The 13,293-nt window shown below is 60.2% G+C and carries 9 protein-coding genes; 4 read left to right on the top strand and 5 right to left on the bottom strand.

Annotated features, from left to right (window positions below):
- Positions 1–27: 27 nt before the first annotated feature.
- The 4 genes from P8S53_RS00370 to P8S53_RS00355 are packed head-to-tail and all read right to left on the bottom strand — an operon-like array spanning position 28 to position 4,505.
- Entirely contained in the window at positions 28–834 is an 807-nt protein-coding gene (locus P8S53_RS00370) for an ABC transporter permease (RefSeq protein ID WP_277805186.1), read from the bottom strand.
- On the bottom strand, positions 827–1,717 hold the full coding sequence (locus tag P8S53_RS00365) for an ABC transporter permease (protein ID WP_277805185.1): 891 nt from the start codon (positions 1,715–1,717) through the stop codon (positions 827–829). Before P8S53_RS00365 ends, P8S53_RS00370 begins: the two co-directional genes overlap by 8 nt.
- A gap of 3 nt (positions 1,718–1,720) precedes the next feature.
- On the bottom strand, positions 1,721–2,806 hold the full coding sequence (locus tag P8S53_RS00360) for an ABC transporter ATP-binding protein (RefSeq protein WP_277805184.1): 1,086 nt from the start codon (positions 2,804–2,806) through the stop codon (positions 1,721–1,723).
- Positions 2,807–2,837: 31 nt separating this feature from the next.
- Entirely contained in the window at positions 2,838–4,505 is a 1,668-nt protein-coding gene (locus P8S53_RS00355) for an amidohydrolase (protein WP_277805183.1), read from the bottom strand.
- Positions 4,506–4,755: 250 nt separating this feature from the next.
- On the opposite strand from P8S53_RS00355, the gene P8S53_RS00350 reads away from it, so the two are divergent.
- The 4 genes from P8S53_RS00350 (at position 4,756) to P8S53_RS00335 (ending at position 9,135) form a co-directional block, all read left to right on the top strand.
- Entirely contained in the window at positions 4,756–5,478 is a 723-nt protein-coding gene (locus P8S53_RS00350; protein WP_277805182.1) for an ABC transporter ATP-binding protein, read from the top strand.
- Positions 5,475–6,368, top strand: coding sequence for a hypothetical protein (locus P8S53_RS00345; protein ID WP_277805181.1), 894 nt, complete (start codon positions 5,475–5,477; stop codon positions 6,366–6,368). Before P8S53_RS00350 ends, P8S53_RS00345 begins: the two co-directional genes overlap by 4 nt.
- Positions 6,368–7,834: an ABC transporter permease gene (locus P8S53_RS00340; RefSeq protein WP_277805180.1), complete on the top strand. Its 1,467-nt coding sequence runs from the start codon at positions 6,368–6,370 to the stop codon at positions 7,832–7,834. The genes P8S53_RS00345 and P8S53_RS00340 overlap by 1 nt, the downstream gene beginning before the upstream one ends.
- An 89-nt stretch (positions 7,835–7,923) precedes the next feature.
- Entirely contained in the window at positions 7,924–9,135 is a 1,212-nt protein-coding gene (locus P8S53_RS00335) for an efflux RND transporter periplasmic adaptor subunit (protein WP_277805179.1), read from the top strand.
- Between the two features lie 400 nt (positions 9,136–9,535).
- On the opposite strand, the gene P8S53_RS00330 is transcribed toward P8S53_RS00335, so the two are convergent.
- Complete coding sequence (locus tag P8S53_RS00330) at positions 9,536–13,183, bottom strand: vitamin B12-dependent ribonucleotide reductase (RefSeq protein ID WP_277805178.1); 3,648 nt, start codon at positions 13,181–13,183, stop codon at positions 9,536–9,538.
- Positions 13,184–13,293: the final 110 nt, after the last annotated feature.

Here is a 13,293-nt window from a genome sequence, read left to right as displayed (position 1 = left end):
GTCTCCCTGTGGTTGGTGGTGGAACCCTCATCGCCCGCGCGTGCGGGTGATGAAGAAGAAGGCCGTCACAATCATCAGCGACAGCGCGAGGAACAGTGTAGCAATGGCGTTCATTTCGGGGGTGACTGTCCGGCGAAGCTGGCCAAGCATGTAGGTGGGCAGCGTGTCCTGCCCGGCAGATTTCACGAATTCCGTGATCACCACCGTATCAAGCGAAATAACAAACCCCAGCATGAACCCTGCCAGAATGCCCGGCACCATCAGGGGCAGCGTAATATACCGAAACGCCTGTATGGGTGATGCGTAAAGATCTGCCGCAGCGGCCTCCAGCGCGTGATCAAGTGTTTCCAGCCGCGCGCGGATGGGCAGATAGGCAAACGGTATGCAAAACGCGGTATGCGCGGCCACCAGATAGCCCATGCCTGTATAGCCGGTTTGCACCTTGATCGCGGCCACGAAGATCAAAAGCGCAATACCGGTCACGATTTCGGGCACCATCAGCGGTTGATTGATCAGGGCATAGATCATTGTCTGGCCCGGAAAACGGCCCACTCGGGTTGTGCCAAGCGCGGCCAGCGTTGCAAGGATCGTTGCGAAGCTGGCTGCCGTAACGGCCAGCCAGAGCGAGCGCAGCGACACATCGCGCACCTGCGCATTGTTGAACGCCGCCTGATACCATTGCAGTGAAAACCCTTCCCAGCGCGATTGCGAAATGCCTTCATTGAAGGAAAACGCCACCAGAATGACGATCGGCAGATACAACATCACAAAGGTCAGGATTGCGATAAGCCCGAAGCCCGGCAGTCGGGTGATGGAAAAACGTGATCTAGCCACGGCGCACCTCATCATTCCGGCCAACGACGCGCAGATAAAAGATCAACGCCCCCACAACCATGACCAGCATCAAAAGCGCCAGCGCCGCGCCAAGCGGCCAGTTTCGTCCCTGCCCGAATTGCAACGCGATCAGGTTGCCCAGCATCATCGTGCGCCCGCCACCCAGAATGCGCGGCGTGACATAGGCCCCGATTGCGGGAATGAAAACAAGGATGGACCCCGCTATGAACCCCGGCTTCACTTGCGGCAAAATGACATGCCACAGCACATTCAACCGGCTGGCATACAGATCATAGCCTGCCTCGACCAGACTGAAATCCATCTTCTCCATTGCGGCATATAGCGGCAGGACCATCAAGGGCAGGAACACATATGCCATGCCCAGAAGCACTGCAAATTCGGTGAACATCATCTGGATCGGACTGTCGATAACACCGGTCCAGATCAGCACCGCGTTGATTGTGCCATTGTTGCGGATCATTTCCTGAATCGCGAAGGTGCGGATCAGCAGGTTGGTCCAGAAGGGGATTGTGATCAGGAACAACCAGACGGTGCGGGTGTGGCGGGGGCGGGTTGCGATGAACCAAGCCGTCGGAAAGCCAAGGAACGCACAAATGAATGTGGTTTGCAGCGACAGCCAGACCGACCGCCAGAAGACCTGAAGGTGCGCGGTGTTCAGTTCTACCTGATCAGGTTCGAAAATGTCGCGGCGGAAAAACACGCGAAACCATGCTTCAAGGGAAAAATCCCAGACCACACCGCCCATATTCCCGGGGCTGAGGAGTGAATACACCGCCACGATCAGCAAGGGGCCGGACGCTGCCAGCAACAGCACGATCAACGCAGGGGTACAAAGCAGCCATTTCCAACCATGCCCGCGCATCGCTCAATCCTCCAGCACACGCAGCGCGCCGGGCGCGAAGGTCAGGCCCAGCTTTGTCCCCGGTGCGGGGGACGGCTGGTCGGGGCGGTTCTGGCGACGCAGCACAAAGCCCTGCGCGTCATCCAGCAACAGATGCAGATGGGTGTCTGTGCCAAAAAAGGTGGCCGACGCGACAACAGCCTGCATCTCGCCCTGTCCGGCGGGCGTGGGTTCGGCCTGTTCAGGCCGGATGACCGCCGTGACAAGCGACCCGACCGGCGGGCTGATGCTTGCAGGCAGGCGTGCGGATGCCTGTTTTCCGCCTGGCAGTTCCAAGACAGCCTCCCCTGCGCCAATGGCTTTCACGCGCAGGCGCAGAAAATTTGTGTCGCCAATGAAATCGGCCACGAAGCGATTTACCGGCGCGTTGTAAATTTCCTGTGGTGGCCCAAGTTGCAGGATTTCGCCCGCTGACATGACAGCGATCCTGTCTGACATGGTCAGGGCCTCTTCCTGATCATGGGTCACAAAAACAAAGGTTATGCCTGTCTCGGTCTGCAAACGCTTGAGTTCGCTTTGCATTTCCTTGCGCAGTTTCAAATCAAGCGCGCTTAGCGGTTCATCCAGCAGCAGCACACGCGGGCGCGGTGCCAGCGCGCGCGCAAGTGCCACGCGCTGCTGTTGACCCCCCGAAATTTCCGAAGGAAGGCGGTCTGCCATCGCGTCCATGCGCACAAGCTGCAACATCTCGGCCACGGTCGCTTTGATCTCGGATTTCGGTTTGCCCAACATCTTCAACCCGAAGCCTATATTTTGCGCCACGCTCATATGCGGAAACAGGGCGTAGGACTGAAATACCGTGTTGATGGGCCGCTTGTCGGGGCCAAGCCCCGTCACGTCCTTCCCGTTAATTCTGAGCACGCCTGTGCTGGGTTCCTCAAACCCCGCAATGATGCGCAACAGCGTCGTCTTGCCGCAACCCGAAGGGCCAAGAAGCGTGAAAAATTCCCCGGTAGCTATGGTCAGGTTGATAGCGCTGAGCGCGCGAAACTCGCCGCCCCCCTGCCCGAAGGATTTGTTCAACCCTGTGACTTCTATTTCCTGACTCACCTTGCCTGTCCTTTTTCATCGCCCTGCGGGCTTAGAATGCGCTGTCTTGTTCCCAGACGATCTGGCCGCCGCAGATGGTCATGTCGACCTGCATTGCACCTATTTCAGCTGGCGTTGCCGCTTCGATATCGCCATTCAGGATAACCAGATCGGCCAGATACCCCGCGCGCAGTTGTCCCTTGCGGGTTTCGCTATGGGTGGCATAGGCACCCCCGGTTGTGTATGCCGCCAGAATGTCGTGCAGGGGCAGGCGTTCATCGGCAGCACCTTCATAGACGGGGCGCTGCAAGGCAGACTGGATACCGCGCAACGGGTTAAGGTCGGCTACGGGCCAGTCACTGGCAAAAGCCAGCGGAATCCCCGCATCTGCAAGCGTGCGGTGCAGATAGGCATCCCCCCAACGGGGCTGACCGATCTTGTTCATGGTTGGCTGCAAGGGGAAATCACTGGCACCGGGGGCGTGGATGGGCTGAATCGAGGCTGTGACCCCAAGGTTCTTCAGCCGCATGATATCGGCAGGGTCGATCAGTTCGATATGCTCGATCCGGTGGCGGGAATCGCGGGGGCCATTTGCTATTTGTGCGTGTGCATATCCATCAAGCACACGGCGCACGGCCCCGTCGCCTATGGCATGGACAGCGATCTGAAGCCCGCGCCTGTCGGCTTCGGTGGCGATGGCGGCAAATTCCGCCTCTGACCACAGCGGCTCTCCGCGCCAGTCCGCGCGATCAGGGTAGTCATGGATCATGACTGCGGTGCCGCTGTCGATGACCCCGTCCATAAACAGCTTAACAAAGCCCGATGACAGCCAGTCATCGCAATAATCCCGCGCCATCTGGCTTGCGATATCCAGATCAGCCAATGTGCAGCCGCTGGCATAGTGAAACGGCACCTTGACGCGCGCAGTCAGCCGCCCTTCGGTGCGCAACTGCTCAAGAATGCGCAAAGTATAAGGATTGCCGTCCATATTCGTCAGACTTGTCAGCCCAAGACGTGCTGCATAGTCCAGACCCTGCGCCATAATCCCGCAATCGGCAGCAAATTCCTGCGCGGTGGGGTAGGGGGCGGGGTCTTTGCCAGTGGCCAGCCCGGCCATGATCCGATGCGCCCCAGCCAGCGCCAGTACAGGGGCCTTGGCCTGAAATTCGCGCAGCTCGCCGGTGGCCAGCCCATCATCGCCCATCACAATTTCATTGCCCGGCCCCAGACTGCGCCCTTCCAGGATGCCTGCGCGCTTCAGCGCAACTGTATTGGCCCATGCGGTGTGATGATCAGCCGCCAGCACGCAGACAGGGCGGTCGGGCAGAACAGCGTCCAGATCATGCCGGGTCAGGGACCGGCCAACCACGTCATAATCGCACCCTTGCCCCACAATAACCGCTAATTCCGGGTGTTTGGCAGCATATTCGCGCACAGCTTGGCAAAGTGCGTCAAAACCCTGAATGCCAAGAAGCTGCAAATGCCCCAACTCGCCCGCGCCGGTGAAAAGGTGCAGATGGCTTTCAATGAACCCCGGCAAAAGCGTGCGGCCATGTGCGTTGATCACGCGCGCAGCGCCATCTGCCATAGCCAAGATATGCGCATCATCGCCAATCGCAAGAATCCGGCCCGCGGCCAAGGCCACAGCGGTTGCCGGTGTCTGATGCCCATCCATTGGCAACACGCGGGCGTTGAAAATCACCATATCTGACGTGTTCATGCACGTCCCCCTTTTTGATCAAATCATAAACAGGTGGTTGCTGACTTGTCTATTCTTTTGCTTGGCCAACGGACGAGAGCTTCATGCCACGCCAAGAAAATGGGCCATGACAATAAATCCCGGGGACAGCTATCGCAGTTTTCGGCCCTGCCCGTGCCGGTTGGCATTGCCAGGCTGTCTTGCGCTCTGGTCCGGGGGGTATCTTGATTTCGATCATGCCGCTGAACTCTACCTATGCTAGAACAGGCTTATGGTGCATGACAGTTCGCCCTTGCCAGTCTTCCGTGCAGAAGGCGTCACCCGTGTCTACAAGACGGGCACGGTAGAGGTGTGGGCATTACGCGGGGTCGACCTTCGCCTTGCCGAAGGCGAAATGGTGGTCCTGCTGGGCGCGTCGGGTTCGGGCAAGTCAACATTGGTCAATATTCTGGGCGGGTTGGATCTGCCGTCAGGCGGGCGGGTGTTTTTTCGCGACAGGGAACTGACGCAGGCCGGCGACCGCCAGTTGACGGCCTTTCGGCGCGATCATGTGGGCTTTGTCTTTCAGTTCTACAATCTGGTCCCCAGCCTGACCGCACGCGAAAACGTGGCACTGGTGACCGAAATTGCCCGAAACCCGATGACACCCGAAGAAGCGCTGGACCGCGTGGGCCTTGCGCACCGGATGGACCATTTTCCCGCTGAAATGTCAGGGGGCGAGCAACAGCGCGTGGCCATCGCCCGCGCCATTGCCAAGCGCCCCGATGTCCTGCTGTGCGATGAACCGACCGGCGCGCTGGACAGCAAGACCGGCATTCAGGTTCTGGAAGCGCTGCACGAGGTTAACCGCGATCTGGGCACCGCGACTGTGCTGATCACCCATAATGCCGCCATCCAGCGTATCGCGCACCGCGTTGTCGTGCTGGCGGATGGACGCGTCATCCGCGATGAAGCCAATGCCGAACGTGTCCTGCCAGCGCAGGTCAGCTGGTGAGGGCGCTGGACCGCAAGATGCTGCGCGATCTGCGCAGAATATGGGCGCAGGCGCTGGCCATCGCGCTGGTGCTGGGTTGCGGCATCATGGTGCTTGTGGGCGCGCAGGCCACGCAATCAACATTGATCCAGACACAAGCCGCCTATTATGAACGCCACCGCTTTGCCGATGTTTTCGCAGGGGCCACGCGCGCACCTGCGGATGTGGTGCAGGCCGCAGCCCTGATCCCCGGTGTTGCGCAGGCCGAAGGGCGTATCAGCTTTCAGGCGGTGCTGGATATCGCGGGTATGGCCGAACCCGCGACGGGGCGCATCCTGTCCCTGCCCGCAGCGGGACCGGCGCTGAACCTGCCGCTGGTGCGGCGCGGCCGCCTGCCCGACCCCGACCGCCCCGATGAAGTGGCGCTTGCCGAACCTTTTGCCGAAATTCACGGATTGGTCCCCGGCAGCAGGTTGCGGGGTGTGCTGAACGGCCAGCTGCGTGAACTGACGGTGACAGGATGGGTGCTTAGCCCCGAATTCATCTACACCATGCCCCCCGGCGCGATGATGCCGGATGACCGCCGCTATGCACTGATCTGGATGACAGATGCGGCCGCCGCCGCAGCCATGGACATGGCAGGCGCCGTCAACGAGATTGCCGTGCGTCTGGCCCGCGACGGGGATGAACGCGCCGTGATTGCGGCCCTCGACCACCTTCTGGACCCTTATGGCGGAACAGGGGCTTATGGGCGTGACCGGCAGGTTTCGCATGCGTTTCTGGATGGCGAATTGCAGCAGCTTGGCGCGATGGCCGCGTTCATGCCGCCGATATTCCTGCTGATTGCGGCGTTTCTGGTCAACATGGTGCTGGGCCGCCTGATCACGATGGAGCGCGCGCAAATCGGGTGATGAAGGCGCTGGGCTACGGGCGCGCCGATATTGCCTGGCATTACCTGAAACTTGCGCTTTTGATCGGTGTCATCGGTGTGCTGGCCGGTTGGGGGTTCGGCTGGTGGATCGCTGATGCAATGATCGGGCTTTATGGCGATTTCTTCCGCTTCCCCTTCATCATCCGCGACTGGGGCACGCAGGCGCTGGTGATTTCTGCCATCCTTGGCATGGCGACGGCGGGTCTGGGCGGGCTGCGGGCTGTCTGGTCGTCGCTGAAATTGCCGCCAGCCGAAGCAATGCAGCCCCCCGCGCCGCCCAGTTTTGCGCGGGGTTGGGCCGACAGGGTGCTGACACGGATACACCTGCGACAGACCACAATGATGATCTTTCGCTCGATCATCCGCTGGCCAGGGCGGGCGGCGATTACGCTGTTTGGCGTTTCGGCGTCCGTGGGCGTGCTGGTGATGAGCTATTTCATGTTCGACGCGGTTGAACGACTGGCCGACAGCGTGTTCCAGCAGGCCAATCGCCAGCAGGTCACGCTGATGCTGGCGCATGCGCAATCTGATGCGGCGGTGCAGGACGCGCTGACCCTTCCGGGCGTGCTGCACGCCGAAGGGGCCTATGCGATGCCGGTGCGTGCGGTTCACGGCCACCGCAACAGGCTGACAGCATTGCAGGGCCATTTCCCCGATGCAGAACTGGCGCGGCTGGTCGATGATGCCGGTCGGGTGGTTGAACCGGGTGCATCAGGCCTGATCCTGCCAGAGATGCTGGCCCGCGCACTGGATATTCGCGCAGGTCAGGTCTTGCGGCTGGAAATGATGGCCCCGCCCCGCGCCATCCTGAACCTGCCCGTGGCCGAGATTATCCCGCAGGGCATGGGGCAGGAAGCGCATATCGCCGCCGCCGCCCTGTTTGACGCGATGGACAGCGCGCCGCAGGTGAACATGATTCACCTGTCCGTGCAGTCAGACCGGATGGATGACCTGAACGCTGCAATCAAGGAAACACCCGCCGTTGCGGGCCTGTCGGACTGGGCCGAGGTGCGGCGTCAGTTTGATGCCACGCTAAGCGAGAACTTGCTGACAATGGTGGGCATATACACCCTGATCGGGGTGCTGATTGCCATTGGCGTGGTGTATAACGCGGCCCGCATTCAGTTGTCGGAACGCAGCTATGAACTGGCCAGCCTGCGCGTGCTGGGCTTCAGCCGTGCAGAGGTGGGCTATGTTCTGGTAGGCGAGATGATGTTGCTGACAGCGCTGGCCATTCCGTTGGGCTGGGGCTTTGGCTACTGGCTGGCGCTGGGGCTGGTGGGCGCAATGTCGACCGACATGTTCCAGATTCCGTTTCACATTACGCGCCGGACTTTCGCGCTGGCCGCGCTGGCCGTGTTTCTGGCCGCGCTGGGGTCGGTGATGATGGTGCGAAGGCGGCTGGACCGGATTGATCTGGCAACAGCACTGAAGGCGCGGGATTAGCGCCACATGCTTGGTCAAAAGGTGAGAGTGGGTGGCATGAATGCAAATGAACGCGACACGTCAGGCGCACGAATGATGGAGAGAACGCAATGAGCATGATGCGCAAGCTGGGACTGGGGCTGATCGGGGCCGCACTGGCAGGGGCGCTGGTCTGGGCGCTGTGGCCGCAACCGACACCGGTTGATCTGGCCATTGTCGCCCGCGGGCCAATGCAGGGCACGATTCAGGCGCAGGGCGTGACCCGCGTGCGCGCCCCCTATGCCATCGCAGCCCCCATCACAGGCACTGTCACCCGTTCCCCCGTAGAAGTGGGTGACACCGTGCGGGCAGGGGAAACAGTGGTGGCGGTTATCCAGCCCGCCGATCCGGCCTTGATGGACGCGCGCGCCCGCGCGCAGGCCGAAGCCGCCGTGGCCGAAGCGCAAGCCGCCGTGGCACTGGCCGAGACAAACCTGCGTCAGGCAGAAACCGAACTTGCCCATGCCGCAACCCAGCTTGAACGCGGGCGCACACTGGCCGCGCGGGGCACGATTGCCCAGCGCATGCTGGAAGACATCGAGGCGACCTATCAAGCGGCGGAACAGGCGCGGGCGGCGGCAGAGTCCCAGCTGGACCTGAACCGCGCCACACTGGACCGCGCACAGGCCCAGTTGATGGGACCACAGGCGCTGTTCGACCCTTCCGCCGGGCCGGGCGAATGTTGCCAGCGCATTCTTGCGCCGCAGACCGGAATTGTGCTGGCGGTCAGCGACCGCAGCGCGCGGCTGGTTCAGGCAGGCGCCCCCCTTCTGACCATCGGCAATCTGGACGAGATGGAGGTTGAACTGGACCTGCTATCCGCCGATGCAGTGCGCGTGCCACCCCAGGCACGGGCCATAATCGAACGCTGGGGCGGCGAGGGGGAACTGGAAGCCCGCCTGCGCCGGATAGAGCCTGCGGCCTTCACCCGCGTCTCTGCATTGGGAATCGAGGAACAGCGCGTGCGTCTGCGGCTTGACCTTCTGACCCCACCCGAAGACCGCCCCGGTCTGGGCGAGGGCTTTCGCGTTCATGCCCGCCTGATATTGTGGCACGAAGAAGCCGTGCTGCAAGTCCCGCAGGCCGCGCTGTTCCGTCATGGCACCGGATGGGCTGTTTTTGTCGAGGAAGCAGGCCGTGCGCACTTGCGGCCCTTGCGGATTGGGCGACAAGCGAACAGCCATGCAGAGGTTCTGGACGGGTTGGCCGAAGGCGCGCGGGTGGTCCTTTACCCCAGCAGCACGTTGGCCGATGGTGCGGCAATAACCGCGCGTGACAGCTAGACATCCATCAGCAAGCGCACATGGCCGTGAACCGGCGCATTCTTGGGCGTGTGTTCAGGGTCTGTGCCGGCACGGCCTGTTTCTCAACCCATGAACACGGTGGCCGCAATACCGGATACGCTGACGGAGTTTCCGCCCGTATGAACTTCCGAATTCTGGCAGCGGCCCCAGAACGGAAAATCGGACGGAGTTTCCCCCGCCCGACCATCTTCTTGCTGTGTTCTGGCCCGCTCAAAGCGCTTCTGTGCCTAACGCGACCCCGGCCAACTCTCTGAAATCAAATCAGGTAACGGATCGTTCAGAGAGGAAGCCACATTCCCGTTTGTTTCGCTTTTTGACGGCATTTCGAAAATTCGCAAGAAATTCCGAAGGCTGACAACAAGTGACACAACCTGGGTCATTAGCTACACCCGCTGGTCCCGCCGCAGGTGTTGCACTTCATGCAGGTCCCGTTGCGCACCAATGTGTAGTTGCCGCATTCGCCGCAGGGGTCGCCTTCATAGCCCTGAATGCGGGCTTTGGCGCGGGGGTCCATTGTGGCGACAGTCAGGGTTTCCGACTTGCTGGTTTCCATGGACACGGCGGCGGTGCCATCCGTGGCATAGGCCGTTGTGGATTGCCCGCCCTGCAACACCGTCAGTTCCTGTGGCAGGCGCTTGCGCAGATATCCGGTAGAGCTGATCTGGCGCAGCACTTCCAGCGACCGCGACGCCGCATCGTCGGACAGTTCGCTAACGTTGCGAATGCCTTCATGCTCGCCCCCGCCCAGATCATCGAAGCTGGTGCCTGTGGGTTTGACATGGGCCAGATCGGTGCGGTCCAGATAGCTGACGGCCAGTTCACGGAAGATATAGTCAAGAATTGATGTCGCGTTCTTGATGCTGTCATTGCCCTGCACCATGCCTGCCGGTTCAAAGCGGGTGAAGGTGAAGGCATCGACAAATTCTTCCAGCGGCACACCATATTGCAGACCCACCGACACGGCGATGGCAAAATTGTTCATCATCGCGCGGAAACCCGCACCTTCCTTGTGCATGTCGATGAAAATCTCGCCCAGTTTGCCATCGGTATATTCGCCTGTGCGCAGGTAGACCTTGTGACCACCGACAACGGCCTTCTGGGTGTAGCCCTTGCGGCGTTCCGGCAGTTTCTGGCGGTCGCGGCGGATGACTTCCTTGATGATGATCTTCTCGACAATTTTTTCGGCCAGAACCTGCGCTTTTTCCTGCGTTGATCCGCTTGCCAGAATTTCCTCGGCCTCTTCATCATCATCGATCAGGGCTGCCGCCAGCGGCTGCGACAGTTTGGACCCGTCGCGATACAGCGCATTTGCCTTGATGCCCAGCGACCAGCTAAGTTCATAGGCCGCCAGCGTTTCCTCGATCGTGGCCGTGTTGGGCATGTTGATGGTTTTGGAAATCGCCCCCGAGATGAACGACTGTGCAGCCGCCATCATGTAGATATGGCTGTCCACCGACAAGAAGCGCTTGCCTTTCTTGCCACACGGGTTCGCGCAATCGAAGATCGAAATATGTTCGTCCTTCAGGTAGGGCGCGCCTTCCAGTGTCATGGTGCCGCAGACATGGTCATTGGCGGCGTCAATCTGCGCCTTGGTAAAGCCCAGATGGCGCAGCAGGTCAAAGCCGGGGTTGTTCAGCTCTGTTGCCGGAATGCCCAGCGTTTCGCGGCAGAATGCCTCGCCCAGCGTCCATTGGTTGAACACGAACCGGATGTCGAATGCCGAAGGCAGGGCTTTTTCGATCTTGGTGATCTCTGCCTCGCCAAAGCCGTGGCCGATCAGGCTGGTATGGTTGATGCCCGGTGCCTGACCAAGGCTGCCATGGCCCACCGCATAGGCGATGACTTCCGCGATTTCCGATTCGCGGTAGCCCAGTTTGCGCAGGGCGGCCGGCACTGACTGGTTGATGATCTTGAAATACCCGCCACCGGCCAGCTTCTTGAATTTGACCAGCGCGAAATCAGGTTCAATGCCGGTGGTGTCGCAATCCATGACCAGCCCGATTGTGCCGGTGGGCGCAATCACTGTGGATTGTGCGTTGCGGTAGCCATGCGCCTCGCCCAGTGTCAGGGCTTCGTCCCATGCGGCACGGGCCAGATCGACCAGACGCACATCGGGGCAGTTTGCCGCATCAAGGGTAACAGGGGCCACATTCACCGCTTCATAGCTTTCATTGCCATAGGCGGCGCGGCGGTGGTTGCGGATCACGCGCAGCATGTGATCTGCGTTTTTCTTGTAGCCGGGGAACGCGCCCAGTTCCGACGCCATTTCCGCAGATGTCGCGTAAGCAACGCCTGTCATCAGCGCGGTCAGCGCGCCGCATAATGCGCGGCCTTCGGCGGAATCATAGCCAAAGCCCATATTCATCAGCAACCCGCCGATATTGGCATAGCCCAGACCCAGCGTGCGGAATTCATAGGATCGCTGTGCAATTTCCTTGGACGGGAATTGCGCCATCATCACGCTGATTTCCAGCGTAATTGTCCAAAGGCGTGTAGCGTGCATATAGCCTTCGGCGTTGAACGTTTTGCTGTCATAGAATTTCAGCAGGTTCATCGACGCAAGGTTGCAGGCGGTGTCATCCAGGAACATGTATTCCGAGCACGGGTTCGACCCGCGGATCGCGCCATCGGCAGGGCAGGTGTGCCACGCGTTTACCGTGTCGTGAAACTGGATGCCCGGATCGGCACAGGCCCATGCCGCATGGCCCACTTGGTCCCACAGGTCGCGTGCCTTGATGGTCTTGGCAACCTTGCCATCGGTGCGGCGCAGCAATGCCCAATCGGCATCATCCTTGACGGCCTGCAAGAACGCATCGGTCACGCGAACGGAATTGTTCGAGTTCTGGCCCGACACGGTGACATAGGCTTCCGAATCCCAATCGGTGTCATAGGTCGGGAATTCGATGCTGCCATAGCCCTGACGCGCATATTGCAGCACGCGGCCCACATAGGTTTCGGGGATCATGCGGTTCTTGGCGGTTTTGATTGCCGCCTTCAGCGCAGGGTTCTTGCCTGGGTCGACGGCATCCTCTGTGCTGCCGTCCCAAGCACGGATTGCGCCGAAAATTTCATTCAGACGCGCTTCGTGCAATTTGGAACCGGCAACAAGAGAGGCGACCTTTTGTTCTTCGATCACCTTCCAGTTGATGAATTCCTCGATATCGGGATGGTCCATATCGCAGATCACCATCTTGGCCGCGCGGCGCGTGGTCCCGCCCGACTTGATCGCGCCAGCAGCGCGATCACCGATTTTCAGGAAACCCATCAACCCAGAGGATTTACCGCCGCCCGACAGTTTCTCGCCTTCACCACGCAACGAGCTGAAGTTGGTTCCCGTGCCGGAACCATATTTGAACAGGCGCGCTTCACGCACCCAAAGATCCATGATCCCGCCTTCATTCACCAGATCATCGCTGACACTTTGGATGAAACAGGCATGCGGCTGGGGGTGTTCATAGCTTGATTTCGATTTCACCAGCTTGTGGGTGAAGGGGTCGACGTAAAAATGCCCCTGGCTGGGACCGTCAATGCCATAAGCCCAATGCAGGCCGGTGTTAAACCATTGCGGGCTGTTTGGTGCGGCCATCTGCGCGGCCAGCATAAAGCGCATCTCGTCGAAATAGGCACTCGCGTCGGATTCGGTTTTGAAATAACCGCCCTTCCAGCCCCAATAGGCCCATGCACCGGCCAGCCGGTCAAAGACCTGTTTCGCCGATGTCTCGCCGATATAGCGTTCGTCTTCGGGCAGGTCCGCCAGCGCTTTTTCATCCGCGACCGAGCGCCACAGGAATTCCGGCACGCCCTTTTCGGCCACGCGCTTCAGCCGTGCAGGAACGCCTGCCTTGCGAAAATATTTCTGTGCAATCACATCAGATGCGACTTGTGACCAGTTGCGCGGCACTTCTACTGCGCCGTTGTAAAACACCACAGTTCCGTCCGGGTTCCGGATTTCCGACACTGTCGTGGTGAATTCCAGGGCTGCGTATGCGTCTTGTCCTGCGTTGGTAAAATGCCGCTCGATGATCATCTGCCTGACGTCCCTTATATCGCTTCAAGGTTTTTCGGGGAAACCCCGTTTGAAAGTGCCGCAATTTCAACGGTCAGTGACGCAGGCAGCGATATGAAACACGTTCTTCA

This window comes from Roseinatronobacter sp. S2, from assembly GCF_029581395.1.
GTDB lineage: Bacteria > Pseudomonadota > Alphaproteobacteria > Rhodobacterales > Rhodobacteraceae > Roseinatronobacter.
Note: the sequence above shows the minus strand (reverse complement) of the source record. Positions and strands in the feature narration are given on the sequence as shown.

What these genes read in the sequence shown, in the direction of transcription:
- P8S53_RS00365 (WP_277805185.1), bottom strand. Translation starts at nt 1,717, where the DNA reads ATGCGCGGGCATGGTTGGAAATGGCTGCTTTGTACCCCTGCGTTGATC.
- P8S53_RS00335 (WP_277805179.1), top strand. Translation starts at nt 7,924, where the DNA reads ATGAGCATGATGCGCAAGCTGGGACTGGGGCTGATCGGGGCCGCACTG.
- P8S53_RS00350 (WP_277805182.1), top strand. Translation starts at nt 4,756, where the DNA reads ATGGTGCATGACAGTTCGCCCTTGCCAGTCTTCCGTGCAGAAGGCGTC.
- P8S53_RS00355 (WP_277805183.1), bottom strand. Translation starts at nt 4,505, where the DNA reads ATGAACACGTCAGATATGGTGATTTTCAACGCCCGCGTGTTGCCAATG.
- P8S53_RS00330 (WP_277805178.1), bottom strand. Translation starts at nt 13,183, where the DNA reads ATGATCATCGAGCGGCATTTTACCAACGCAGGACAAGACGCATACGCA.
- P8S53_RS00340 (WP_277805180.1), top strand. Translation starts at nt 6,368, where the DNA reads ATGAAGGCGCTGGGCTACGGGCGCGCCGATATTGCCTGGCATTACCTG.